We start from the raw sequence: 26,485 nt of genomic DNA on the forward strand, positions 1-26,485 counted from the left end.
TAAAGCCGGGGGTACCATGAACGCCTGTACAGTTCTACGCTGTAGGTTACCAATCAGTGCATTAGCTATTTTATTATGCCTGCTGCCCTTCACCTCGGTGCTCGCCAAATCTCCACCAATTGTCTCGGCTGAATGGCTGCAGCAAAACCTTGGTCAGGATAATTTCCGTATCATCGACCTGCGAGAAGCCGAACAGTTTCAGCAAGGCCACATCGAAGCTGCGGTTAATATCCACTATATGATGTTGTTTGACGACGACTTCAAAATGCCGCACCTGGATTTCCTGCGCGAACTTTTCAGCCAGGCAGGTATCGACCATAACACCCACGTTGTGGCTATGGATGATGGTAGCTTCACCTGGGCGGCCCGACTCTACTGGCTACTCGAAACTCTCGGCCATGAAAAAGTCAGCCTGTTAAATGTAGGCTATGGTAACTGGCCCGACGAATTACTGCCCACAAGTACACAAACGATTATACCTGAAGCCAGGGAATTTATTCCTATGGTGGATAATAAGCGTTTGCAAACCAAGTTGGGAACATTGCTGGCTATTGACAAAAAACCGATTCTTGACGGTCGAAGCACTGCACATTATCAAGGTCTCGAATCCACAGCAAAGCGTTTTGGTCATGTTCCGACAGCACTGAACTTTCCTTGTTCACAAAACTTTGAAGCATCAGACAGTGGCAATCGAATGCGTGACCTGGCGGCGCTGGCGCCCATCTATGCAGAACTCCCCAAGGATGAAGAAATTATTCTCTATTGCGATGGCGGTGCAGAAGCAGCGCTGAATTATGTTGTTATGCAAGCTCTGGGCTACAAAGTTGCCGTCTACGACGGTTCCTGGCTGGAATGGGGCAATGATCCCGCTTTACCAATCAACAACCCATCAACACAATCTGTCACAACAGATTAAATTACTCAACTATATCAGCCGTTTGCAGAAGTAGAAGCAGAGCATGAAAGATCCCCGATTCAAAGGATCCATCCGCAGACGGCTTATTGTCATGATTATGCTGCTGGTTTCAGTAACCGGATTGAGTGGCTATGGCTCCTTCCTTTACTGGTTTATGTCCAACCAGCAGCAACGTGCTGTCAGTCAGGCAGAAACCGTTGCACTTGTATTGAGCCAGGATTTTGCCCGCCTGCTGCTATTGAATGATGTTGCTGTGGCAGCCGACATTTCTGCTAAGCTTGACTCCTTCCCCACGCTGAAATCAATGGTGCTATATAAGCATAACGGACAACCCGTATACCAGTATCAGCAAACATCTGAACGCATTCCCCCCCAGATCTGTCTACTCAGACGCAAGCGTTGGCTAAGGGTGAACTCTGGGACAATCGCCTGCATTTTCTTCTGCCAGCCAGCTACCAGGATACGCTGTTTGGCCAGGTGTATATTCAACTACAAGCCACCAGCCCGCTCCAGATTATCAAACGCGACAGCACAGCCTTGGTCCTGATAGGACTGCTAATGATGTTTGCCTCATACCTGTTGGCAGCCAGCGTAGAAAAACGCTTCAGTGGTCCGATTCTTCGCCTGGTTGGCTTTCTTGAACACATCAGTGATTCCCAGCAGTTACGACAGCGTATCACCACGCATGAGAACAATGAGTTTGGAAAGCTCTACCAGGAAGTAAATACCATGCTTGAACGCCTGGACCAATCGCAGAAAGAACTGCAACTGGCTGCCATTGCCTTCGACACACCCAGCGGCATGCTCATTACCGACGCCAACAACCAGATTCTGCAGGTCAATCAGGCATTCACCCAAATTACAGGCTACAGTGCTCACGAGTGTATTGGTAAAACACCGGCTCTGCTCAAATCCAATCGCCAGGACTACACCTTTTATCAAGACATGTGGCACCAGTTAAACACCCACCATTACTGGTCTGGTGAAATCTGGAATAAACACAAGAACGGTAAAATTTACCCTGAGTTTCTGACTATTCAGCCTGTTCTGAATGAGCAGCAAGACATTGTTAACTATGTGGCCGCCTTCATTGACCTCAGCCAGCAAAAATCTGCTGAAGCCAAGCTGGAGTATTTTACCCTGCACGATGCACTGACCGGTCTGGCCAACCGTAAGCTACTGACTGAAACTCTGGAGCAGCAGCTAAGCCCGACAACATCCGGGGCACTGCTATGTTTTGATCTGAATAATTTCAAGCTGGTAAATGACTCCTTTGGACAGGAAAGCGGTGACCATTTACTACTTCAGGTGGCTCACCGCATGCGCAGCCAGCTCAAAGATGCGGACCTGCAGGTTCGCCTGGGCGCTGACGAATTTGCGCTCTGGTTTAACCAGCTCAGTGCTCAACCTCGACTGACTGCTCTGGAAGCTGAAGGACTGGCTGAGCGTGTCATGTCTCTGATGACAGCACCCTTTTTCATCAATGATCAACCACTCTCCTGTAGCGCCAGTGTCGGCATAGCCATCACCACCCCATCCGAGCCAATATCAGCCGCTCTGCTTATTCAGCAAGCTGACTCAGCATTGCACCAGGCAAAACAGACTGATAGCAGTCAAACGGCTTTTTATGATGCCAAAGCAGCCAGCGTTGCCAGAGAATACATTCAACTTCATACGGCACTTCGCCAGGCATTAAATAACAATGAGTTCTGCCTGTTTTATCAACCGCAAACTAACGCACAAGGCCGAGTGATCGGAGCCGAAGCATTAATTCGCTGGAATAGACCGGAACAAGGACTGGTTTCACCACTACACTTTATACCAGCAGCCGAACGCTCCGGGCTCATTCTGGAGATTGGCAATTGGGTACTGCAAACCGCCTGTATGTCCTTACGAAGCTGGCAAGAATCACCATCTACTCGCGGTTTAACGCTTTCAGTCAACGTCAGTACACGCCAGTTTTACCAGGAAGGTTTTGTTGATCAGGTCAAACTGGCGCTACAAAATAGCGGCGCGAATCCACGCCAGTTGAAGCTGGAGCTGACTGAGTCACTGTTAGCTGATGACCTGAACCGAGTGGTTGAAACCATGAAAGCACTAGTGGATCTTAACCTGCAGCTTTCACTGGATGACTTCGGCACGGGTTACTCTTCTCTGCAATACCTGCAACGCTTGCCTCTGCATCAGATAAAGATCGACCAATCCTTTATAAAGGATATGCTTAACAGCCACAGCAAGAATGAAGCAATCGTACGCACCGTACTGTCGCTGGGAGAAGCCTTCGGCTTCGAAGTCTTGGCCGAAGGAGTAGAAACACTGGATCAGTTGAAGTTTTTACAACAATTAGGCTACTGTCAGTTTCAGGGCTATTACTTCTGCCGCCCTATTCCTCAGGATCAGTTTCTGGACTACTGCAAGCAGTACAATTACACCCCGTCGTAGATCAAACACTAGGCCGCCATAAGCAGATTATCCCAGGCGATTCCTCCCCAAAGCAGAAGCGTCATCACCAGAGCAAAGAACACAGCGGCAGAGCCTAAATCCTTGGCAAGACCTGCCAGGGTGTTAAATTCTGTACCAGCACGATCAACAACGGCTTCTATCGCTGTGTTCAACAACTCAAAAATCAGCACCAGCAGCAGGGAACTGATCAGCAACCCCAACTGCAGCCCCGACTCAGCCAGCCAAAAAGCACCGGGCAGCATCACTAGAGCGGCCCAGATTTCATAACGAAAAGCGGGTTCACTTGCATACGCCGCCTTGATTCCCTTTATGGAATACCGTGTAGCATAATAAAAACGCTTAGGGCCAGTAACTTTAGTGATGACCATTAATTTACTTCCTTTTGCTCCACGTTTAAGTATTGATCAAACAAATTACGATATTGCGGCTCCCATTGACTGTAAGGAATGACGGTATCACTGCCAGAAAATCGTACATTGCCACGCTCAAAATCGATTTCATAAATACGGCGGTCGGGTAAAACCAAAGCGGCACGTGGATCGTTGTGCAGTGTTTTCATATACGCCGTTACAATACGCAAGCGATTCTCAGGTATAGACCCCAGCAGACTCAATCCATCAATGGGTGTTACCGCACTCACCTGCATCAGTTCCAGCATCGTTGCAAAAATATCCGCCTGTGACAGAGGTGCATCCACCTTTGCAGCCACTGCGTCATAAGCAGAAGCAGGCGGAAATACCAGTAAGGAATTATGTGTCACTTCATCCTGAAAATCACCATGGAAGGCACCCCCTTTGCCAGTCACATGTTCACCGTGATCTGACGAATAAAATACCCAGCTATCAGGAGCCTGAGCGCGAACCGACTCTAACAAGGCATTCAAAACATAATCGGTATACCAGACGCTATTGTCATAGGCATTAATGCTGTTTGGGTTTTCTTCCGGTAAAAATTGTTTCATCGGTTCAGGGACTTGTTCTGAAAATGGGGTATGGCTACCACTCATCTGCAAAACCAGCATAAAGGGTTTGTCACTTTTCCCTTGCTGCGCCAGCCAGGGGCGAATCCCCTTCTCCAGAACCTGATAATCATCAGCACCAACAGACACACTCACATCTGGACTGAAATGACTCCCTTGTTCGAAATGATCCATATCCTGATCAACAAATAACTTATCCATATTACGCCATTGAAAATCCTGGGCTGAAATCAGTGCTGTTGAATATCCAGCACTTTTAGCGTAATTGAAGAGTGTTGGTACAGAATAGATACGTCCGTGCGGATCTATACCTTGGAGTCCGGTCAACATATAGGGGACCGATGTCAGTGTCCGTGGACCAATGCTGACAGCATTGCGCATGGCAACAACTTGTTGAGTTGCAGATAAACGGCTTAGGTTAGGTGTGGTATCACGCTCATAGCCATACACGCCCATATGACCGACATTCAGAGATTCACCTATAACAAACACCATGGAAGGGCTACTCTCTGGTACCGTATCACGGTATTCGAGCACTGGTTTTGCCGGATAGTCTTCTCGGTTAAGATTAAATTCAAGTGCACTAATCAAGTTACCCGCATATGCCACCGGCACCATTTGAAAGTGTGGGGCACTGTACCAGTTCAAAGTTACCAGCATAAACAGCGCGACACCCAAGGCCCCTTGACTCCAACGCAGCCAACGCCAGGGAGACGGATGCATTCGCATCACGGCGAACAAAATAGCACATGCTACCAATGTGATAGCGGCTGGCTTTAGAAACAAACCATGCTCCCACCAGAGCTCGAATGTCATAACCGGATCGGTAACAAAAAAACGGAAATCAAAAACTGTAACGAATTTACGATACACACCAAAATAACTACTTTGTGCAAAATAGGCGACTGCGCTAAAAATCAGTAAAGCCAGGGCAAGCTTTCGGTGCTTGTGCCAGTAACCTCTAAGATTAAACAAAAGCACCCAAAGCACAAAAGCCGTAAACAGAAAATTTACCCAGAAGCGTTTACCCGTGTAATTCTCCATCAACCAGGCCGTATCTCTGACCCAAAACAAATCCAGGAAAACCAGAGTCAAAAGCCTAGTAACACCCACAAACCAGTGTGCAAACGCATTTTTCAAAACCCTTAATCTATCAATAATAATTTTATAGAACCCGAGAAAAAAACAGTAAGGTGTTCAGAGTACATTGGCACTGTGCTTCAAACGTTCCAATTCATCGCGGTAATTTGCCGCTTTTTCGAACTCAAGGTTACGTGCAGCCACATACATCTGATCCTCTAGCCGGCTGAGCGCCTTCGCCAGCTCTTTCGGTGACAAGAGCGCTTCATCAACCCGATACTCACCTTGTGTTTCTGCTGCCTTGCGACCACCCCGTGATGATTTACGCGAGCCCGGAGCCTGCGCCCCTTCCATAATATCGGCCACAGACTTAAAGATGCCTTTCGGAGTAATACCATGCTGCAGGTTATATTCAATTTGCTTGTTACGACGTCGTTCGGTTTCATCCATGGCCCGCTGCATCGAACCGGTAATCCGGTCAGCATAGAGAATAGCCCGGCCATTGACGTTACGTGCGGCCCGACCTATGGTCTGGATCATGGAGGTTTCCGAACGCAGGAAACCTTCCTTGTCAGCATCCAGAATCGTAACCAGTGATACCTCCGGCATATCGATCCCTTCACGTAGCAGGTTAATCCCCACCAATACATCAAACTCACCGATACGCAGATCACGGATAATTTCAACCCGCTCCACCGTATCTATATCAGAATGCAGATAACGCACCCGCACACCATGCTCAGCCAGGTATTCAGTCAAATCCTCCGCCATGCGTTTGGTCAGCACCGTTACCACCACACGTTCTTTCAGTGCCGTTACCTTATGGATTTCACCCAGCAGATCATCCACCTGAGAAACCGCCGGGCGCACCTCAACCATCGGGTCGATCAAGCCGGTAGGCCGCACCACCTGCTCAACAATCTGCTGAGCATTCGCCGCTTCATACTTGCTCGGCGTCGCTGAAACAAAAATCATCTGTGGCGCCAACTCCTCCCACTCTTCAAACTTGAGTGGCCGGTTATCTAGCGCTGAGGGTAGACGGAAGCCATACTCCACCAGGGTTTCTTTACGCGAGCGGTCACCACGGTACATAGCACCAATTTGCGGCACGGTCACATGCGACTCATCGATCACCAGCAAGGCATCGTTGGGCAGGTAGTCAAACAGTGTGGGTGGTGCCATGCCCAGGTCACGTCCGGACAGGTAACGCGAGTAGTTTTCTATTCCCGAGCAGTAGCCCAACTCCAGAATCATTTCTATATCATACAAGGTACGCTGCTCAAGGCGCTGTGCTTCTACAAGTTTATTGTTTTCTTTAAGCAGTGCCAAGCGCTCAATCAGTTCAGCCTTGATATGCTGCGTCGCTTCGACCAACGTATCGCGCGGGGTAACATAGTGGGTTTTGGGGTAAATCGTGGCCCGCGGTACACGGCGCAACACTTCACCGGTCAGCGGATCAAAATAACTGATCTGCTCAACCTCTTCATCAAACAGTTCGATACGAATGGCTTCCATTTCTGATTCAGCCGGAAACACATCAATCACATCCCCACGTACCCGATAGTTGCCCCGGTGCAGTTCTACATCGTTGCGGGTGTATTGCAGCTCGGCCAGCCGGCGCAGCAGCGTACGCTGATCCACCTGATCACCCCGATCCAGATGCAACATCATCGACAGATAGGATTTCGGATCACCCAAGCCATAGATCGCCGATACCGTTGCCACAATGATGGCGTCTTCGCGTTCTAAAAGTGCCTTGGTTGCCGACAAGCGCATCTGCTCTATATGATCGTTTATCGAGGCATCCTTCTCGATAAAGGTATCGGACGACGGCACATAGGCTTCCGGCTGGTAATAATCATAGTAGGAGACAAAATACTCTACGGCGTTATCCGGAAAGAACTCCTTAAACTCACCATAGAGCTGAGCTGCCAGGGTTTTGTTATGTGCCATGATAATGGTTGGGCGTTGTACAGCCGCAATCACATTGGCAATAGTGAAGGTTTTACCCGAACCGGTTACCCCCAGCAGTGTCTGCGAAGCCAGGCCTGATTCTATGCCATCAACCAGCCCACTGATCGCTTCTGGCTGATCCCCGGCGGGCTGAAATCCGGAATGTACTTTAAAACGCTGCTTCACATTAAACTCCTGGAATTTTTCATCATTTTCAACCTTTCGGGGATTTAGACAATAGCGTCTATACTGTATGCTTAAGCTAGTTAATTACACCATTCAATCATGAGGGTTTTAGCTTGGACGTGCAGCTTTCCAACCGTGTAAACAGCATCAAACCATCCCCCACTCTTGCCGTAACCAACCGCGCCGCTGAATTGCGTGCAGCGGGTAAAAATATTATTGGTTTAGGCGCAGGTGAGCCCGACTTTGATACCCCCGATCATATCAAAGCCGCCGCCATTGAAGCCATCAACAACGGCTTCACCAAATACACCGCGGTTGACGGCACCCCCGGCCTGAAAAAAGCCATTATAGCGAAATTCAAGCGCGATAACGGACTGGATTACCAGCCTAATCAGATTCTGGTTTCCAGCGGTGGCAAACAGAGCTTTTTCAACATGGCCCTGGCCCTGCTGAATGAAGGTGATGAAGTTATTATACCGGCGCCTTACTGGGTGTCTTATCCGGATATGGTGCTGGTTGCTGAAGGACAGCCGGTCATCCTCGAAACCACCCAGGAGAACCGCTTCAAAATCACCCCGGAACAACTCGAAGCCGCGATTAACGATCGCACCCGTGTTGTGGTGTTGAACAGCCCATCCAACCCATCGGGTGTGGCCTACACGCTGGAAGAGTTGAAAGCACTGGGCGAAGTGATCAAGCCTTACCCGGATATCATCATCGCTACCGATGATATGTACGAGCACATTCTGTTTGGCGACCAGCCGTTCTGCAATATTTTGAACGCCTGTCCGGAACTTTATGATCAAACGATTGTGCTCAACGGCGTATCCAAAGCCTACTCCATGACCGGTTGGCGTATCGGTTATGCCGCAGGCCCGGCCAAACTCATCGGGGCAATGAAAAAGATTCAGTCACAGAGCACATCGAACCCCAACTCCATTGCCCAGGTGGCTGCTGAGGCCGCTCTGAACGGTGAACAGGAGTGTGTAGCACGATGGTTAAAGCCTTTAAGGCACGCCACGACTTTGTCGTTAAAGCGCTGAATGAAATCGATGGGGTTGAATGCATCGCAGCTGATGGCACCTTCTATGCCTTCCCAAGCTTCCAGAAAGTGATCGATAGCCGCCCTGAGATTGAAGACGATATCGCCCTGGCCGAATTCCTGCTACTGGAAGCTGGTGTCGCACTGGTTCCAGGCTCCGCCTTCGGCACCCCTGGCAACCTGCGTCTGTCCTTCGCTACCAGCATGGAGAATCTTGAAAACGCCATCGCGCGTATCAAGAAAGCCTTGCAGTAAACCTGCAGTAAAACTCAGCAAGACCGCGGCATCCCTGTCGCGGTCTTGTCATTTCAGAAGCGCCCCCCCTTAAGCATCAGATCTATCAGGCTAATGGGCCAGATCTGTCTGACGCGCCGTGAACCCATCCTTGGGGGCTCCGGGCTTTCGTAGCCGCAAACATATCTGTATATTACAAGGTAATGATACATCTCGCCGATAAATTGCGCAGGTAATGCCATGAAAACCAAGATTATTCCCGCCCTGCTGGATACAGCAGATGCTCCGATGCTACTGATCAATGATCAGGTGCATGAATGGTCTAATGCACGTTTTCGCGACCTGCCAGAAGCACTACGCACCCCCATACTCACCTGGCTCAGAATCAGGACAGTGATTGGCTGGAACTGGACGGCTACCGCTTTCAACGCCTGAGTGTGAAAAAGCATACTATTATCATCGGCTATATTGTTGATCGTAACCAGCTGCAACGCACACTGCTGCTAAAACTACTGCCACAACTACAGATAGGTGGTGACCCCTACCAAAACACAGCGCGCGTCCTCGGACCACTGCTGGGGTGGAAAAACTGCCTGGTTGCAAAACATAAGAGTGATCGATCACTGGAAGTACTCGGCCACTGGCAGGACGGTAAATTACTCCCCCCCACCTCACAGAAACTCATCGGTAATGCCGCTCAGGCTCTGTATGAAGGTGAAGCTGCCTCTATTTCACTGAAAGCCCTGTGCCGCGAATTCCCGCTGGATGAGTTGCTCAGCGAAACGCCATCGGCTTTATGGATAGGACACCGTATTGACCTGCCTGAACAGAGAGGTGTAGGACACCTTTGCGTATGGGGAGAGCCAGACCATGTCGATACCGAAGCCACCGAGTGGCTGATAGGATTGGCTGTTGATATCCTCAGTGGCTGGCTATTGAGCCAGCATCATGCTGAAAACAAGGATTATGAACCCTCCAGCGAACCACGCGATCAACTTACAGGGCTGCCAGGCCCCAAAACGTTTGATCTGGCGCTGACACATGCCGCGAGCACCTACCAACAAACCCAGCAGGACTTTCTGGTTGCCTTGGTCGATATCGACGAACTTACCCATATTAATGATCACTATGGCAAACTCTCCGGAGACAAACTTATACAACGCTTTGCTGACGAGTTGCTGAATATGTGTCGTCGTCGTGATCAGGTATTCCGACTCGGTGGAGATGAATTCCTGCTGCTTATGCCCATGACACACACACCTCCCCCCGTGGCTAAACGACTGAATCGCATCAGTAAACAGATTCAAGCAGACATCCCGGAGTTCAGCCTGAACCTGTCCATGTCGACCCTGTCAGAAGTCAAAGGCAGCAGTGAAGAACTGATGCTGACGATTGACCAACGCCTGAAAACGAACAAAGAAAATAATAAAAACAAAACTGCGTGATCCACTACCTCTCTGGGTCGCGTACTTTTTTGTGTAATTATTATTGAACTGACCGGTCAGTAAATATATCATTAGCATCTTTCTAGAACAGTCGGTTTAAAACATGACCAAAGGCAGACCCCCTACACACAGTCGCGAAAAACTCCTTGAAAAAGGCATTGAGCTGTTCCATCAACATGGTTATCACGGCACCGGGCTGACTACTATTTTACAGGCCTGCAAAGTATCCAAGGGCTCGTTTTACAATTTTTTCAACAGCAAGGAAGAATATGCTGTTGAAGTCATGGAGTTTTATCAGGCACTGGAGACAGATCGCTGGAATCAGGAGTTTGCCCAGCTTAGTGGCTCGCATTTTGTAAAGTTACGCAAAGCCTTGGCTCGACTGGTTGAAGAACTGGATAGTTGCAGTGAAAATGTCGGCTGTCTGATTGCCAACCTGTCCGGTGAAGTCGGTAACGAGTCACCGGCCTTTCGGCAGGCAATCAGTCGGGCGACATCGCGTGTAATTAAGTTAATTGCCGAGGATATGCAGATATGTCAGCAGGAAGGCTCTGTGCGCACTGATCTGCCCCCGAGGTTTTAGCTTCATTGATCTGGGACTGCTGGCAAGGCGCGCTATTACGTATGAAAGTGGCAGACTCCCGTGCTCCGCTACGAGAAACCTTGGCATTGCTATGGGAACATATTTTACCACCGGCCACTAAGACTGACCGAGATTTCAACAAGGGACCGCATGCATGAAATATCTACGCTCGCCACTTAGCTCCACCCTGCTTTACTTCAGCCTGGCACTGACAGCACTGCCACTAGCTGCACAGGAATCTCAAGGGTTACCTGCTGAGGTTTATGAGGTTGAAACATCAACCTTAAATCAGGTTCTGAATGCTGTTGGCACCCTGCGAGCCAACGAGTCTGTTATTCTGCGCCCGGAAATCACCGGACGCATCTCAGACATTTTATTCGGGGAAGGTGAAGCCGTTGAAGCAGGACAAGCATTGATACAGCTTGATGGCGCGTCCTATGAAGCCGAACTGGCACAAGCCCAGGCCCAGGCCAACCTCAGCCGGTTGAATATCAGCGTGCAGCCGATCTGCTGGAACGTCGCGTTGGCTCGCAAACAGATCGTGATACCCGCCTGGCACAACTGCGGGTAAATGAAGCACAGGTGGAACTGGCTCGTACACAGCTGGCGAAAACCACCATTCGTGCTCCCTTTGACGGTGTCGTTGGATTACGCCACGTCAGCCCGGGTGATTTTGTATCTGCGGGACAGGATCTGGTTGAAGTCACTGATTATTCTGAAATGAAAATGGACTTCACCCTACCCGAACGGGATCTCAACCAGGTACAAGTCGGACAACAAATTGAAGTGCACGTCGATGCGCTGCCCGGAGAAACGTTTCAGGGTGAAATCTATGCCATATCACCCTCTTCACGTGGTGGCAGTCATAATCTCAGCATCCGTGCCCGCATTCCCAACGACCAGGGTGCATTGCGCCCTGGGCTGTTTGCCCGCATTGTAATTATCACAGGACAGGATGATCAGGCACTAATGATTCCGGAAAGTGCGGTTATTCCAGAAAACAATGACTTTTTCATTATGCGTCTGAATGCAGAAAACCAGGTCAGCCTGGTACCGGTAACACTGGGAAGCCGCCGTTTCGGTGAAGTTCAGATACTCAGCGGACTTGAAGCCGGTGATATCATTGTCACCGCCGGCCAGATAAAGCTACACCCCGGCATGCCCGTTACACCCCTTTTCCCACAGACTAACAGCCAGGAATCAGATGCATGATTCTCTCTGACATCAGCATAAAACGGCCAGTATTGGCTACTGTTATCAGCTTACTGGTACTACTGGTAGGCTTTATTTCTTATGACCGTCTGACACTGCGTGAATATCCACATATCGACGTGCCAGTTGTTACTGTCGATACCAGTTATCCCGGCGCAAATGCCACCATTATCGAATCACAAGTCACCAAAATTATTGAGGATTCGTTATCAGGGATTGAAGGCATCGACTTCATGAGCTCGATCAGCCGTTCTGAACGCAGCCAGATCACCATTAACTTCCGTATCGACCAAGACCCGGATGCCGCGGCTAACGATGTGCGCGACCGTGTGAGTCGGGTCAGAGGACAACTACCCGACGATATCGATGAACCGATTGTGGCTAAATCTGAGGCTGATGCACAACCCATTATCTGGATAGCCCTATCCTCTGATGTGCATGATCCTATGGAAGTTACTGATTTTGCTCAACGCCGCGTACGTGATCCGCTACAAACCGTTTCCGGTGTCGCCAGTGTACGCATGGGCGGTGAACGTCGCTATGCCATGCGTCTGTGGTTGGACCCAGACAAAATGGCGGCTTATGAGGTTATCCCGCAGGACATTGAAGCGGCACTGCGTTCACAGAATATTGAACTGCCCGCCGGTCGTATAGAAAGTAAAGACCGTGAATTCACTATACTGGCACAAACAGATCTGAACGAAATTGAAGAGTTTGAACAGATCATTATTCGCCAGGATGGCGATTACCTGGTGCGCGTATCGGATGTAGCTCGCGTCAACATCGCCCCCGAAGCCTCGCGCAACTATGCTCGTTTCAACGGTGTCAGCGCACAGGGTTTAGGGATAGTGCGTCAATCAACCGCTAACCCGCTGGATGTATCGGCCGGAGTGCGTGAGATGCTGGCCACTATCGAACCAACCCTACCGGAAGGCATGAAAATTCAGGTTGCCTATGACTCGTCAGTGTTTATTGAACGCTCAATTGAGTCAGTGTACGAAACGCTGATCATAGCGGGGATACTGGTAGTCGTGGTTATATTCTTCTTCCTGCGTAATTTGCGTGCCACGCTGATTCCAGTAGTCACCATCCGCTGTCCCTGATCGGGCATTTGCGATGATGTATCTGCTGAATTTCTCCATCAACACCCTGACACTACTGGCATTGGTTCTGGCCATAGGTTTGGTGGTGGATGATGCCATCGTTATGCTGGAAAACATTTTCAGACACGTCGAGGAAGGTCTGCACCCGATTCAGGCGGCATTTAAAGGCAGTAAAGAAATAGGCTTTGCCATCGTGGCCACCACAGCCACACTGGTTGCGGTGTTCGTTCCCGTGAGTTTCTCCAGCGGCCAGACCGGACGTTTATTCACCGAATTTGCCCTGACACTGGCAGGCGCTGTCGTTGTATCTACCTTTATTGCTCTGACTCTGGCACCCATGCTCTGCTCTCGGTTACTGCACCATGAGAAAAAACACAGCGCCCTCTTTAATCTGATTGAAGGCTGGCTGGTTGGACTGAGTAACGGCTACCACTGGTTGCTGGAAAAAACCCTGAATGCACGTATTTTTGCTCTGGCATTAATGCTTGTCAGTCTGGCTGGTACGGGCTATTTCTACACCCTGCTGCCACAGGAACTGGCACCAATTGAAGACCGTGGTACCATCATGACCTTCTCGGTCAACCCGGATGGTTCGTCTGTAGAATATGTAAACCGCTATGCCAAGCAGGTTGAAGCCATCATTTCAGGTGTTCCTGAGCGTACGCACCACTTCGCCATCACCGGTTTTCCCAGCGAAACCAACTCACTGACCTTCGTGCGCCTGGAAGACTGGGAAAATCGTAGCCGTTCACAACAGGATGTCGCAGCTGAACTCACTGGTAAGCTCTACGGTGGCGTACCAGGCAATATGTCCTTTGCCATCAACCTGCCATCACTGGGTCAGAGCTTCATCTCCAGACCAGTCGAATTTATTATTAAAACCACCGGTGACTATGCAGACCTGAAAGTGATCACCGACCAGATGCTGGCAAAAATTGCTGAGAATGAAAATTTTCAGCAGGTTGATACCGATCTTAAACTCAACAAGCCGGAGCTGAGACTGACACTCAACCGCGAAAAAGTGGCTGAAGCGGTTTAAGTGTTGCTGAAGTAGGTCGTAGTTTGGAAACCTATATGTCAGGCCGTACCCTCACCCGCTTCAAGCGGGGTGGTGAGCAATATGACGTCATTCTTCAAATTGAAGACAGCTTTCGCAAAACACGTGACGATCTATCCAGAGTCTATGTACGCTCAGATGCAGGAGAGATGATTCAATTAGGCAACCTGATCACGGTTGAAGAAACTGTCGCACCGCGAGAATTGAACCATTTTGACAAACTTAAGGCGGTCAAAATTCAGTCCATGCTGGCACCGGATTACAGTCTTGGCGATGCTCTGGACTATCTTGAAGCCTCACTGGCTGAAATAGCACCAGATGCTCTGTTCGATTATGCCGGTCAATCGCGTGAGTTCCGTGAATCTGCCAATACCATGCAGATGACGTTTATCTTGTCGCTGATCTTTATTTTTCTGGTATTGGCCGCGCAGTTCGAAAGCTTCAAAAATCCATTGATCATCATGTTGGCAGTTCCGCCCGCACTCGCAGGTGGCTTGTTCGCCCTGTTTTACTCGGGAGGCAGCCTGAATATCTACAGCCAGATTGGTTTGATAACGCTTGTCGGACTGGTGACCAAACATGGTATCCTAATTGTCGAATTCGCCAATCAGTTGCAAGATAAAGGCATGGAGCTTAAAGAGGCCATCATTGAAGCGTCCTCATTACGCCTGCGCCCTATTCTGATGACTACCGGTGCGACCGTACTCGGTACCCTGCCGCTGGCCCTGGCCGTTGGTGCCGGTGCTGAATCACGCCACCAAATAGGCTGGGTTATTGTTGGCGGTATGATGTTAGGTACGGTGTTGACATTGTTTGTAATACCCACCATTTATAGTATTTTTGGTAAACGTAACTTTAAAGTAATTGAGCCAAATTATGAAAAATAAGGACTGTTCTGTGAAAATGCTGAAAAGACTTTTACTCCCGACCCTGATCAGCTCAACCCTGACAGTTTCTGGTTTTGTCTCTGCCGGACCTCTGGCTGATCTTTATCGTTTGGCATTAGAAAATGATCCGCAACTGAAGCAGGCCGAAGCCGAGCTGATGGCGGGTCTGGAAGCGCCCGTTCAAGGGCGTGCAGGCCTTTTGCCACGTGCCAATCTGACTGCTAACACCAGTGATGCTTCGGGGGGCGATCACACTACCGGTTACAGCGTGAGTCTGGAACAACCGGTTTTTGATGCCGCCAGTTACTACAACTTTAAACGTACCGAAGTGCTGGCCGAGCGTTCCAATATTGAGTTTGATCAGGCACAACAAACCCTGATTCTACGCAGTATTGAAGCCTATCTGGAAGTGCTCAGAGCACTTAGTACGCTGGAAAACTCCCAGGCACAGGAACGCGCACTACAACGTCGTCTGGATCAGGTTAATGCCCAGTTTGAAGTAGGTCTGATCGCTATTACTGATGTACAGGAAGCCCAGGCAGCCTATGATCTGGCTGTGGTTGTACGCATTGATGCCGAAGGTGATCTGCAAAACAGCTATGAAGCACTGGAACGTCTGGCAGGCAAGCCGTATAGCCAAGTCGCCAAGCTTGATGCTGAATTTCCAATAGTCTCAGTTGAACCCGCAGACCCACAGGTTTGGCTGGAAAAAGCACGCCAGGACAATCTCAATCTAAAAGTTGCAGAAGCCCAGCTTGAAATCACTCGACGCAATGCACAAGTCAAACGCAGCGATCATTTGCCCACTGTCACTCTCGGTCTGACACATAACAACAACCGAATTCATGGCAACAGCGCGCGTGACGGCTGGAACGACAGCAACACAGTTGCCCTGCGTATGAACATGCCACTCTATGCCGGTGGCAGTCTCAACTCAGCACAGCGTCAGGCTGAACATGAGCAGATTGCAAGCACACATTTCCGGAAGATACACTGCGCTCGGTTACAGAAGGCACACGCTCATTACTGCGTACGCTACAAACCAGCTCACAAGGTGTTAAAGCACGTCAGCAGAGCATTCTCTCTCGCGAAACCGCTTTACGGGCAACAGAAGAAGGCTTCAATGTGGGCACACGTAACGTGGTAGATGTACTCCAGGCCGAGCAAAACCTGTTCGAAGCCCGCCTGGCTTACGAAAACGCCCGCATCGACCATATTAACGCGCTGTTTCAGTTCAAACAGACTATCGGCACCCTGAATCCCGATGACTTGTTTGCCTTAGATGAGTGGTTAATTCCTTAAAGCGTCGCCCGGGGACCGGGCTCCTACAAACCGTAAGAGCCCCACCACCTTGTAGGAGCCTCACCTTGTGGGAGCTCGCTCCGCGAGCGATATATTCGTGATATATTCGCCCGGAGACCGGGCTCCCACAGAGCGGGCTCCTACATTATTAATGCAGGGTAATTCCCAAGGGTTTGACCTGCTCTTTAATCACATCAAACTTGTCACGCAAATCTTCCAGCGGGAACAGGCCGAAATCCAATGGATCAACCGGCAGTTCATACCAGTCCAAAGTCCAAACACGGGTCATGAGTTCAAACTCACCGATCAGTGCATCCATAAAGATCATTACCGCTTCAACACGCGGGTCCATCTCCAGGATATCGGGCATATCCTCCAGATACACCGCCAGCTGTAACTTGCCTTCAATCAAACGCAACGAACACCAGTAATCTTCAATCTGGCAGATTTCATCGCCCAGATTCACTCGGGCAGGCACGGGATTGCAGCGCTCATTAAACGCTTTGAACTCGATACCCCGCAGTGCCGGAGCCATACTAACCAGACTCAATACAGAGTGGATAGATTCCGGATAACCGTCGCATCCGAACACCATTTCAACCGGACCTTCAGCATCGTCACGCTCAAAATGAAAGGTCAGATTACGGTCGATCTTTTGCAGGCGTTCGCGATACTCTTCCAATAACCGATCTGCACCAAAGTGGCTTTCATGCTGGCTTTCCAGTAATTGGTCCAGCGTTTTTTCCAGCTGGCTCCAGAATGCCTGAATCTGCTCAAAGTCGTTTATCATAGTGCCTCAATAATACCTCAATGGTGCGCTTAGGTTCTTGGTACAACAACGCCAGTCTGGCCCTGATACTTGCCCGCACGATCTTTGTAAGAGGTCTCACAAACTTCATCAGCGCCCAGGAACAACATCTGGGCGACACCCTCGTGAGCATAAATACGTGCAGGCAGTGGTGTGGTATTGGAAAACTCCAACGTCACATGCCCTTCCCACTCAGGTTCCAGCGGGGTGACATTAACGATAATTCCGCAACGGGCATAGGTACTCTTACCCAGACAGATGGTCAAAACTTCGCGGGGAATACGAAAGTATTCAACCGTACGCGCCAGCGCAAATGAATTGGGTGGAATAATGCAAACATCCGACTTCACATCCACAAAGCTACGTTCATCAAACTGTTTTGGATCGACGATAGTAGAGTTGATATTAGTGAAAACCTTGAATTCATCGGCACAGCGAACATCATAGCCATAACTGGATGTGCCATAAGACACTATCGGTTGGTTATTGGCGCGTCGCACCTGATTTGGCTCGAATGGATCAATCATTTGCCGCTCCTGCGCCATCTGTCTGATCCAACGGTCTGATTTAATCCCCATACACACTCGCGTAGTTGTTGGTAATTGAGTTATTTGTGACTGAACAACCTGTTATTTTAACCTGTTACGCAAAAAAAAACCGCCCCTTTTTACAGAGGCGGTAACAACCTGATACTAATATGCGGGGAACAAACTTCTTACTAAACTATCGTATCAGTCATTTAAGACAGCAATAGAGGGTGCTGAGTTCCCTGCTTCTGCAATTTTTTTCGTTAAATTAGCTGTTTTTCTTGCTATGTCCCGATATATCTGGGCAATACGGCCATCCGGGTCAGCCACTACGCTGGGTATTCCACTATCTGTCTGCTCACGAATCTCGATAACCAGTGGTAGCTGCCCTAAAAGTTCAGTTTCATAATCCTGAGCAATACGCTCACCACCACCAGCACCAAATATAGCTTCTTCATGGCCACAGTTACTGCAAATATGCAGACTCATGTTTTCAATCACGCCCAATACCGGAATGTCCACCTTGCGGAACATCTCAATACCTTTTTTGCAATCCAGCAGAGCAATATCCTGCGGTGTGGTCACTATGACCGCGCCAGTCACTGGCACTTTTTGTGACAAGGTCAACTGAATATCACCCGTACCTGGTGGCATATCCACGATCAGGTAATCCAGATTATCCCAACGCGTTTGCATCAGCAGTTGCTGTAACGCACCCGCTGCCATGGGGCCACGCCAAACCATCGGCGTTGAATCAGTTACCAGAAAACTCATCGACATGACTTGAATACCGTGCGCTTTCAGTGGCAGAAAATGCTTATCTTCATCCGCCTGCGGACGTGTACCCGAAGGAATCCCCAGCATCATGCCCTGGCTTGGGCCATAAATATCAGCATCAAGAATGCCGGTACGATAACCCTCTGCCGCCAGCGCCAGCGCCAGATTCACCGCTGTGGTCGACTTACCAACACCACCCTTGCCGGAAGCAACAGCAATAATCTGCTTAACACCATCCAGACTGGGAGTTGCGCCCATTTGTTGTACTGCTGACATATTCTTCTCCTGTGCACCTTCATCGACAGTGCGCGTTATTTCCTACTAATTTACTCAACTATAACTCATAAATCAATATGGAAGAAAAATCATTGTAGGAGCCCGGTCTGTGGGAGCACGGCCTGTGGGAGCCCAGTCTCTGGGCGATTTTGGGTTATGTTCATAATCATAATCGCTCGCAGAGCGAGCTCCTACAAGGAGGGGGTTAACCCCGTTTAATCAACCACACTCCACATTCCAGATGATCAGTATAGGGGAACTGATCAAACATGGCGAAGCGCTCGATGGTGTGGGTTTTACAAATTTCGCGAAGGTTCTGCTGCAATGTATCGGGGTTGCAGGAAATATATAAAATCCGTTCATAAGCAACCACCTGCTGCACTGTCTCATCATCCAGACCTGAGCGCGGGGGATCAACAAGCACCGTACTGAAGTTACAAGATTCCAGCTCCAGGCCAGCCACTTTACGGGTTTCTTTTTCCCCTCGCAGCACCTTGACCAGGTCTTCCGAAGGCATACGCAACACATCAATATTATCGATACCATTATCGACAATATTGTCACGTGCGGCTTTTACAGACGTTTTGGATATCTCAGTTGCCACAACCCGACGAAAATTCTGCGCCAGCGGCAGGGTAAAATTACCGTTACCACAGTAAAACTCAACCAGGTCAGTTTCACCCGCACTGTCACTGGTGACATCCAGCGCCCAGTGAATCATATGTCGACACACTTCGGCATTGGGCTGGGTAAAGCTGTTTTCGGTCTGAATATACCGGTAATCCCGGCCATTAATCGCCAAGGTTTCGATTACGTAATCCCGGTCGAGCATAATTTTGGATTTACGTGCACGCCCGACGATATCAATATTGAAAGCCTCACGCAGCGGTTTAACCGCGGCAACCCAGTCATCCCCTATTTGACGGTGGTACAACAGCGAAACCAGCAGTTCACCGGACAGGGTGCTGAGAAAGTCGACCTGAAACAAACGAAAGCGTAGCTCTTTAACCGGGCGAATCGCATCCAGCAGCGCAAACATCACTTCATGAATACGCTCCGATACCATAGGGCAATGAGTCACTTTAACCGGGGCTCGTTTATTACCCGGTTCAAACATCACGTAATACAAGTCATCGTCATCATGCCAGGTACGAAACTCGGCACGCATGCGATAGTGTTCACGCGGTGATTCAAAAACCTCAACCGCAGGCAGTTCAAATTCAGCAAACTGCTGCAGTAAACGCTGCTGCTTTGCAGCCAGCAATTGTGAATAACGTTCAGGGTCGACCTGAGGAAGTGACATAAAAAGCCTCTGTATGCGTGCGACAACAAAGGCGGGATTTTATCAGGCTGAGGCCATGAAAACGACTGGATCAGTTACGCATTGCCCGGGCAACTTCATGTGCGGCCATTTCCCATTTAGGCAATTGATCTATGACCCCTATTGCGGTGAGGTATTCACGGGATAAACGACCGCCCAGATTACAGCCCATCGCATTAAATAAAGGTGGCAACAATGAATCAGCCAGATGCACAGCCGTCAGGGCTGAAAACGCCGTATCGCCCGAAGCGTTGGGAACATGGTGAAACAACACCGCATGTACCATTTCAGGAGCCAGGTTCCAGCGATCCAGCAGAAAGGCACCCGCCTGGGCGTGGGTTGCGCCCAGCAGCATTTTTTCAACTACATAAAGTGGTTGATTCAACTCTTGTGCCCGGATCATCACCTGGTGATATTGCTGGCCATCGCCCATGGCCAGCAATATCATCCCGACATCCAGCAACAGCCCGGCAAGACGGGCTTGCGACTGCATATTTCGGTCATATCCTGCATCCCGGCAAATATCAGATGCGAGCTGGCTAACCAAAACTGAGCGTTCCTGCAACTGCTCAAAAGAGAAACCACGCCACTGTGCCGTTTGTGGCATAGACTCAAACAAGTGTGCCGTCAGAACCAGATCTCGTATGGTTCTTAAACCTAACAGATTGACTGCTTCTTTAACGGTAAAAAAGTTATGTGAAGACAAACCAAAATAGGCAGAATTCACCAACTGCAGGATTTTAGTCACTATGCCAGGATCACGCTGGACTATATCGGCAACCTCTTTAATCCCGGCTGTTTCTGAGCGCAAGGCTTCATCCAGATCGACCAGTATGGCGGGAAAAGACGGCAGATGCCCCAATGAAGAGATGTAATCACGTAGTTCTGGTTGTGTGAGTAACTGCTCGGCTTTAATCGCTCGGTCAACCGCCTCATGCAGCGCACGCTCGGTATATTCCAGTGATAAACAACGGTGCGCGACTTCAGCAGCATGCCCTGCTTCAAAGGGTTTCATTGGGTGAGTGATCAGAATGCGGCCGATACCTGGGCGCATTTTACGCACTTTCCGCAACAACTCGATCGATTCTTTTACATGCGAATGTGTTTTAATCACTATTACGTGATAGTCACAATCCGGTGCAGACAATGCCTGAAACGCTTCATCAATACTGAATACTTTGCTTTGTTCGGCACTCAAAGGCAGCGTAGTTGCGGCTTTTTCGTCGCGTAAATCACAAAACAGTACTTGTGTATCTATTTGAGCTGGCATGTTCACTAGACCTTTTTACTACACATAGGCAGTCTAAGTTTTGTTTGAAAATGGCTCATAAATTTAAAAGCCCCTCGTCGAGGTTCATTAGGCAAAAAAAACAGCGTAGAATCAATATACAAAATCAATATCCTTACTGAAAATATAGCTTTGAGCCGAAAATGACCGCAAATTCACGCAACATACTTGTCACCAGTGCACTGCCCTACGCAAATGGTCCTATTCACCTGGGTCATATGGTCGAATACATCCAGACCGATATCTGGGTAAGATTCCAAAAACAACGTGGAAACACCTGCATTTATGTTTGTGCAGACGATGCACATGGCACACCCATCATGCTCAAGGCCAGCCAGATGGGCCTGACACCAGAAGAACTGGTCAGCAAGGTGAGTATAGAACATCAGCGTGACTTTGCTGGTTTCATGGTTAATTTTGATAATTATCACTCGACTCACTCGGAAGAAAACCGCTATTACGCCTCATTGATCTACGAGCGCCTGCGTGATGCAGGCCATATAGCCCGCCGCACCATTACCCAGGCTTTCGATCCGGAAAAAAACATGTTTTTACCGGATCGCTTCATCAAGGGTGAATGTCCTAAATGTGGTGCGGCGGATCAATACGGTGATTCCTGTGAAGCCTGCGGTGCCACTTACAGTCCCATAGAACTGAAAAATGCCTATTCCGCCATCTCCGGTGCTAAGCCCATCGAAAAAGATTCAGAGCACTTTTTCTTTAAGCTGGCTGATTTTGAAGATTTCCTGCGTACCTGGGTTGATGGTCATGTTCAGGAGCAGATGACACATAAACTGAATGAATGGTTTGAATCCGGCCTGCAGCAGTGGGATATTTCTCGCGATGCACCTACTGGGGTTTTGAAATACCCGGTGAAAATGGCAAGTATTTTTATGTCTGGCTGGATGCGCCCATTGGCTATATGGCCAGCTTCCGCAACTGGTGCGAACAGAACCAGGTAGACTTTAACAGTTACTGGCGCCCGACTCTCAGGCTGAGCTATACCATTTCATTGGCAAGGATATCGCCTATTTCCATACCCTGTTCTGGCCAGCCATGCTCAAGGGTGCCGGTTTCAGAACGCCAACAGCAGTCTTCTGTCATGGATTCCTGACCGTAAACGGACAAAAAATGTCCAAGTCGCGCGGCACCTTTATCATGGCAGAAACCTATTTAAGGCACCTCCGCCCGGAATACCTGCGTTACTATTTTGCCGCCAAACTCGGCTCCGGCATTGATGATATCGACCTGAGCCTGGATGATTTCCGCATGCGGGTTAATTCAGACCTGGTGAATAAGGTAGTTAACATCGCCAGCCGCTGTGCCGGTTTCATCAGCAAGAAATTTGAAGGTCAACTCGACAGCCAACTTGCGGATCCGGCCCTGTACCAACAGGCCGTTGAACTGAGTGAAACGATTGCCAAAGCCTATGAAGCACGCGAGTACAGCCGTGCCATGCGTGAAATCATGCACCTGGCTGACAAAGCCAATCAGTATATCGACACCGCCGAACCCTGGGTTCTGGCCAAGCAGGAAGGCAAAGAAGCCGAAGTACTGGCATGCTGCACTCAGGGTATTAACCTGTTCCGCGTCATCATCAGCTACCTGGCACCGGTGTTGCCATCCGTGGCAGAAGAAGCTGCCGCCTTCCTCAATATTGATGGATTTAATTGGGATGCGATTGAACAACCCTTGCTGAATCACCGTATCAATAAGTTCAAACCACTGATGCAGCGTGTTGATCCGGATATGATTGATAAAATTATTGAAGACTCCAAACAGGACCTGCTGGAAGCCAAGGCTATCACCAACAAACCTGCCATGCAGACAGAACTGGAAAAAGAGCCGCTGGCAGACACCATTGAATTTGCTGACTTTGCCAAACTCGACCTGCGTGTTGTGCGCATTGCCAAGGCGGAAGCGGTTGAGGGTGCCGACAAATTGCTGCGTTTAACCCTGGACCTGGGTGGAGAGGAACGCAATGTGTTTGCCGGGATCAAATCTGCGTATAAACCGGAAGAACTGCAAGGCAAACTCACGGTGATGGTAGCCAACCTGGCCCCCAGGAAAATGAAATTTGGTGTTTCTGAAGGGATGGTGTTAGCCGCAGGGCCCGGTGGTAAAGATATCTGGATACTGGAACCGCAAGCCGGTGCCCAGCCGGGCATGCGTATTCGCTGAGCTGTTTCTGGAGACCGAATGGCTAATAAAGATCTACAGAAAACATCTGACAGACAGGCCTTAGACCTGTTCATAGATAAAGTAAATAAAATGCCGGCCATTCACACCCGTGATGGTCGGCTGATCTTTGCCCTTGATGCCACCGCCAGCCGTCAAGCCAGCTGGGATCAGGCCTGCCAGCTGCAAAGTGAACTGTTTCTTGCCACCCGGGATCTCGGGGGGCTGAGCGTACAGCTGTGTTACTACCGCGGCTTTGGCGAGTTCCGTGCCACCTCCTGGATCAATGACACCAACGAACTGTTACGCCAGATGAACGGTGTCAGTTGTCTTGGCGGACATACCCAGATCAGCAAGGTACTCAACCAGGCAGTAAAAGAAACACGTAACAAACAGGTAAGGGCCATCATACTGGTGGTCGATTGCTGCGAAGAAGATGCAGACAGCCTGTGTCAGAAAGCCGGTGAACTGGGGATGCTAAACACACCAGTGTTTATCTTTCATGAAGGCCAGGACAGCCAAGCCGGTCAGATTTTTCAGCAAATCTGTAAACTCTCCGGTGGTGCCTACACACCCTTTGACAGCAACAGCGCCGATGTACTGCGTGAACTGCTGGCTGCCGTTGCTGTCTATGCCAGTGGCGGGCGTAAGGCACTGGAGCATTTATCCACGTCTCAGAGTCAGCATATTAAACGCCTGACGCAGCAACTGGGTAAATAGGAGTAACGCGTGCATCCTTTCGGATTAATTGTTCTGACAGCCATCGGCCTGATCGGATTGCTATGGTTTCGCGCCCAGCCCAGTGGTCAAAAGCGCATGGCATTGGCCAAACTGGTGTTGGTAATGTTGATTCTGGGGTTGGTGTATCTCAGTATCAGCGGCCGCCTACATATACTCGGGGCTTTACTGGCTCTTGGTTTGCCCTTCATTCAGAAGCTACTGCCTTTTATTCTGCGCTTGCTGCCAGTCGCCAACCTGTTTAAACGCCGCACAGCCGCATCTGGGCAGAAAGGTAGTAACGGGGGTAATCGCTCCCGCGTTACCACTGCATTACTGGAAATGACCCTGGATCACGATACAGGCGTCATGGATGGCACTGTACTCCAGGGTGAGCTTCAGGGGCGCTCACTCAGCGACCTAAGCGAGTCTGAGTTTATTCAACTGCTAAAGACTTGCCGCACTGAAGATGGTGACTCAGCCCGATTGTTGGAAACCTATCTGGATAAACGTTTTGGAGATAGCTGGCGGGCAGATGACACGGGTTCGGCGGCAGATCAGAGCCCCGAAAGCGCGGGGGAAATTAACCGTGAAGAAGCCTATGCCATCCTCGGCCTTGAACCCGGTGCCAGCAAAGATGAAATCATTCAGGCCCATCGGCGGCTAATGCAAAAAATGCATCCTGATCGTGGGGGCAGCACCTGGCTGGCTGCGCGCATTAATGAAGCAAAAAAGTGCCTGATGGATTGATCTGCAAGCGCCAGTATCAGCGTAACTTCTATCATTCAATAACAGGACCGACTGATGAAAATTACGCTGAAACAACTGCAACAGGGCCAATGCAAAATTGATCAGTTGATTCTGCAATCCATGGATTGTGACCTGTATCTGGTGAATATCCGAGACGCTCAGGGAGAGCGCTTAATTGTTTGCGACGACGCTGGCAGCCCATTAAGTTTTCGCAGCCAACTGCATGCTAAAAAACCTTTTAAGGGTTTAGGTATTACTGACACCCTGCTGGAACATCAGAGTACCTATAATGAGATGATTGGCATCGAACCTGCACGGGTTGCGGCGCTGCAAGTGCCTATTGCTAACCCGGATCAGGACTATTCATAGTCAGGGCACTTGACGACGACTACCCGTTTCCCAAGGCAATGGAGCCCCCACAGCTTGCAATTGCAGTCCGTTATGACCATAACGCGGGTGAAATCCCTGCATATGTAAGCCCCCATCAACCGTAAAACTAAATAACAGGGCCTCCTGACCTAACTCAGGGTCCGGATCATCCAGCGTAACCAACAAGCGTCCAGCGGAAAGCAGCTGCCAATGACCCTTGCTCTGCAGTGCCGGTTGGTTATTCAGATAATCCTCGATTAATGCCGCCCCCCCGTCAGGACTCAGGTTCAGGCGCACATCACGAGTCGTGACGCTTTCAGATAATTGATAATGGCTAAACAATGCCAGGCGGGATAAATTACCCCGCTTGGCACAACCTTGATAGACATGGCCATTCAGCTGCATTTCAACAGACAAACCAAACCAGTTCTGTGTGTCCTGGCAAGCTTTGGGTTGCACCCGCAAAGACAAGCGATGTTTACGCTGACGCCCTTCAATATCACTTTCCCACAGCCAATCATCCCCTTCACGAATGATATAGTTGATCGGAAACACCAGCGTGCGTCGCTGTTGTGACAAAAATACAGTGATGTTGTTATTGGAAATATCAGCCTGCCAGGCCGGTCCATCGCCCTGGGCACGCAGAAGTATACCCTCGAGTGTTTGCTGGCAGGCGGACGGATCGGCCGACACATAACGCACTTCTTCAATACGAATGTTGCCGCCAGGTTCATTGTCAAAATGCCCCAGCCATTCGACATAAAGCGGTGCGGAAACACCGCGCTGATTGAACAATCGCTCAAGCACTCTGGGCACCTCAGCAACCGGCATCACAGTTGAGCGCTGACAGGTGCGGAAAAAAAACTGATCCTCCTCAACACTCATCCAGCCACGTTGGTAATGCCGGTCTTTAGCACCGCTCAGCGACAAGCTGGCACAGCCTGATAAAAACACCAGGCTTAACAGAATCAAACTCCGGGCTAAATGCACACACCCACTCCTTTATCCAGTCTAAACATAGGCATCTAAAGT

General features: G+C 49.6%; 23 protein-coding genes and 3 pseudogenes. 17 read left to right on the plus strand and 9 right to left on the minus strand.

Features of this window, described 5'->3' with window-relative positions; all coding sequences use genetic code 11:
- Positions 1–16: 16 nt before the first annotated feature.
- Positions 17–916: a sulfurtransferase gene (locus LH51_RS17835; RefSeq protein ID WP_160173762.1), complete on the plus strand. Its 900-nt coding sequence runs from the start codon at positions 17–19 to the stop codon at positions 914–916.
- Between the two features lie 399 nt (positions 917–1,315).
- A complete protein-coding gene (locus LH51_RS17840; RefSeq protein WP_052063923.1) occupies positions 1,316–3,358 on the plus strand; it encodes a putative bifunctional diguanylate cyclase/phosphodiesterase in 2,043 nt (680 codons plus the stop codon).
- A gap of 8 nt (positions 3,359–3,366) precedes the next feature.
- Here the strand turns inward: LH51_RS17840 and LH51_RS17845 are convergent, their stop codons facing one another.
- From LH51_RS17845 to uvrB, 3 genes are all read right to left on the minus strand, one after another.
- Positions 3,367–3,747: a diacylglycerol kinase gene (locus tag LH51_RS17845; RefSeq protein ID WP_052063924.1), complete on the minus strand. Its 381-nt coding sequence runs from the start codon at positions 3,745–3,747 to the stop codon at positions 3,367–3,369.
- Entirely contained in the window at positions 3,747–5,453 is a 1,707-nt protein-coding gene (locus tag LH51_RS17850) for a phosphoethanolamine transferase (protein ID WP_160173763.1), read from the minus strand. The genes LH51_RS17845 and LH51_RS17850 overlap by 1 nt, the downstream gene beginning before the upstream one ends.
- Before the next feature lie 102 nt (positions 5,454–5,555).
- A complete protein-coding gene (gene uvrB, locus LH51_RS17855; RefSeq protein ID WP_036524880.1) occupies positions 5,556–7,577 on the minus strand; it encodes an excinuclease ABC subunit UvrB in 2,022 nt (673 codons plus the stop codon).
- A 113-nt stretch (positions 7,578–7,690) separates the two neighbouring features.
- On the opposite strand from uvrB, the pseudogene LH51_RS17860 reads away from it, so the two are divergent.
- The 11 genes and pseudogenes from LH51_RS17860 (at position 7,691) to LH51_RS23785 (ending at position 16,442) form a co-directional block, all read left to right on the plus strand.
- Positions 7,691–8,874, plus strand: a pseudogene (locus LH51_RS17860) (pyridoxal phosphate-dependent aminotransferase).
- A 219-nt stretch (positions 8,875–9,093) separates the two neighbouring features.
- Complete coding sequence (locus LH51_RS17865; protein ID WP_036524883.1) at positions 9,094–9,288, plus strand: hypothetical protein; 195 nt, start codon at positions 9,094–9,096, stop codon at positions 9,286–9,288.
- Between the two features lie 2 nt (positions 9,289–9,290).
- Positions 9,291–10,298, plus strand: coding sequence for a GGDEF domain-containing protein (locus LH51_RS19655; protein ID WP_052063925.1), 1,008 nt, complete (start codon positions 9,291–9,293; stop codon positions 10,296–10,298).
- Between the two features lie 103 nt (positions 10,299–10,401).
- Positions 10,402–10,881, plus strand: coding sequence for a TetR/AcrR family transcriptional regulator (locus LH51_RS17875; RefSeq protein ID WP_235263816.1), 480 nt, complete (start codon positions 10,402–10,404; stop codon positions 10,879–10,881).
- Between the two features lie 154 nt (positions 10,882–11,035).
- The gene (locus tag LH51_RS23160; protein WP_052063926.1) at positions 11,036–11,452 is read left to right on the plus strand and encodes a biotin/lipoyl-binding protein; all 417 of its coding nucleotides are present in this window, start codon (positions 11,036–11,038) and stop codon (positions 11,450–11,452) included.
- Positions 11,392–12,093, plus strand: a complete 702-nt coding sequence (locus LH51_RS20250) for an efflux RND transporter periplasmic adaptor subunit (protein WP_235263818.1) — start codon at positions 11,392–11,394, stop codon at positions 12,091–12,093. Before LH51_RS23160 ends, LH51_RS20250 begins: the two co-directional genes overlap by 61 nt.
- Positions 12,090–13,196: an efflux RND transporter permease subunit gene (locus tag LH51_RS23770; RefSeq protein WP_268746600.1), complete on the plus strand. Its 1,107-nt coding sequence runs from the start codon at positions 12,090–12,092 to the stop codon at positions 13,194–13,196. Before LH51_RS20250 ends, LH51_RS23770 begins: the two co-directional genes overlap by 4 nt.
- A gap of 13 nt (positions 13,197–13,209) precedes the next feature.
- On the plus strand, positions 13,210–14,235 hold the full coding sequence (locus LH51_RS23775) for an efflux RND transporter permease subunit (RefSeq protein ID WP_268746602.1): 1,026 nt from the start codon (positions 13,210–13,212) through the stop codon (positions 14,233–14,235).
- Positions 14,236–14,270: 35 nt separating this feature from the next.
- Positions 14,271–15,140 (plus strand): efflux RND transporter permease subunit, encoded by an 870-nt coding sequence (locus LH51_RS23780; RefSeq protein ID WP_268746603.1) that lies wholly within the window; start codon positions 14,271–14,273, stop codon positions 15,138–15,140.
- Positions 15,141–15,156: 16 nt separating this feature from the next.
- Positions 15,157–16,044, plus strand: a pseudogene (locus LH51_RS17890) (TolC family protein); the annotation flags it as partial.
- 122 nt (positions 16,045–16,166) lie between these two features.
- A complete protein-coding gene (locus LH51_RS23785) occupies positions 16,167–16,442 on the plus strand; it encodes a TolC family protein (RefSeq protein ID WP_268746605.1) in 276 nt (91 codons plus the stop codon).
- Positions 16,443–16,590: 148 nt separating this feature from the next.
- Here LH51_RS23785 and LH51_RS17895 read toward each other — a convergent pair whose 3' ends face one another.
- The 5 genes from LH51_RS17895 to LH51_RS17915 all read right to left on the minus strand — a co-directional run bounded on the left by LH51_RS17895 (position 16,591) and on the right by LH51_RS17915 (position 21,421).
- Positions 16,591–17,232: a hypothetical protein gene (locus LH51_RS17895; RefSeq protein WP_036524885.1), complete on the minus strand. Its 642-nt coding sequence runs from the start codon at positions 17,230–17,232 to the stop codon at positions 16,591–16,593.
- 29 nt (positions 17,233–17,261) lie between these two features.
- A complete protein-coding gene (gene dcd, locus LH51_RS17900) occupies positions 17,262–17,828 on the minus strand; it encodes a dCTP deaminase (RefSeq protein ID WP_036524887.1) in 567 nt (188 codons plus the stop codon).
- A gap of 153 nt (positions 17,829–17,981) precedes the next feature.
- Positions 17,982–18,830, minus strand: coding sequence for an iron-sulfur cluster carrier protein ApbC (gene apbC / locus LH51_RS17905; protein ID WP_081960898.1), 849 nt, complete (start codon positions 18,828–18,830; stop codon positions 17,982–17,984).
- A gap of 205 nt (positions 18,831–19,035) precedes the next feature.
- Positions 19,036–20,133, minus strand: a complete 1,098-nt coding sequence (gene trmA / locus LH51_RS17910; protein ID WP_036524890.1) for a tRNA (uridine(54)-C5)-methyltransferase TrmA — start codon at positions 20,131–20,133, stop codon at positions 19,036–19,038.
- A gap of 70 nt (positions 20,134–20,203) precedes the next feature.
- The gene (locus tag LH51_RS17915; protein ID WP_036524893.1) at positions 20,204–21,421 is read right to left on the minus strand and encodes an HDOD domain-containing protein; all 1,218 of its coding nucleotides are present in this window, start codon (positions 21,419–21,421) and stop codon (positions 20,204–20,206) included.
- A gap of 161 nt (positions 21,422–21,582) precedes the next feature.
- Here LH51_RS17915 and metG point away from each other — a divergent pair.
- From metG to LH51_RS17935, 4 genes and pseudogenes are all read left to right on the plus strand, one after another.
- A pseudogene (gene metG / locus LH51_RS17920) lies at positions 21,583–23,620 on the plus strand (methionine--tRNA ligase).
- An 18-nt stretch (positions 23,621–23,638) separates the two neighbouring features.
- Positions 23,639–24,337, plus strand: coding sequence for a hypothetical protein (locus tag LH51_RS17925; RefSeq protein ID WP_036524896.1), 699 nt, complete (start codon positions 23,639–23,641; stop codon positions 24,335–24,337).
- A 9-nt stretch (positions 24,338–24,346) separates the two neighbouring features.
- On the plus strand, positions 24,347–25,084 hold the full coding sequence (locus LH51_RS17930; RefSeq protein ID WP_036524899.1) for a J domain-containing protein: 738 nt from the start codon (positions 24,347–24,349) through the stop codon (positions 25,082–25,084).
- 54 nt (positions 25,085–25,138) lie between these two features.
- Positions 25,139–25,453, plus strand: a complete 315-nt coding sequence (locus LH51_RS17935; RefSeq protein WP_036524902.1) for a DUF6482 family protein — start codon at positions 25,139–25,141, stop codon at positions 25,451–25,453.
- Here LH51_RS17935 and LH51_RS17940 read toward each other — a convergent pair whose 3' ends face one another.
- Entirely contained in the window at positions 25,454–26,443 is a 990-nt protein-coding gene (locus LH51_RS17940; RefSeq protein ID WP_036524905.1) for a hypothetical protein, read from the minus strand. It abuts the gene before it with no gap.
- Between the last annotated feature and the right edge of the window lie 42 nt (positions 26,444–26,485).

Source organism: Nitrincola sp. A-D6 (assembly GCF_000764495.1).
Lineage (GTDB): Bacteria > Pseudomonadota > Gammaproteobacteria > Pseudomonadales > Balneatricaceae > Nitrincola.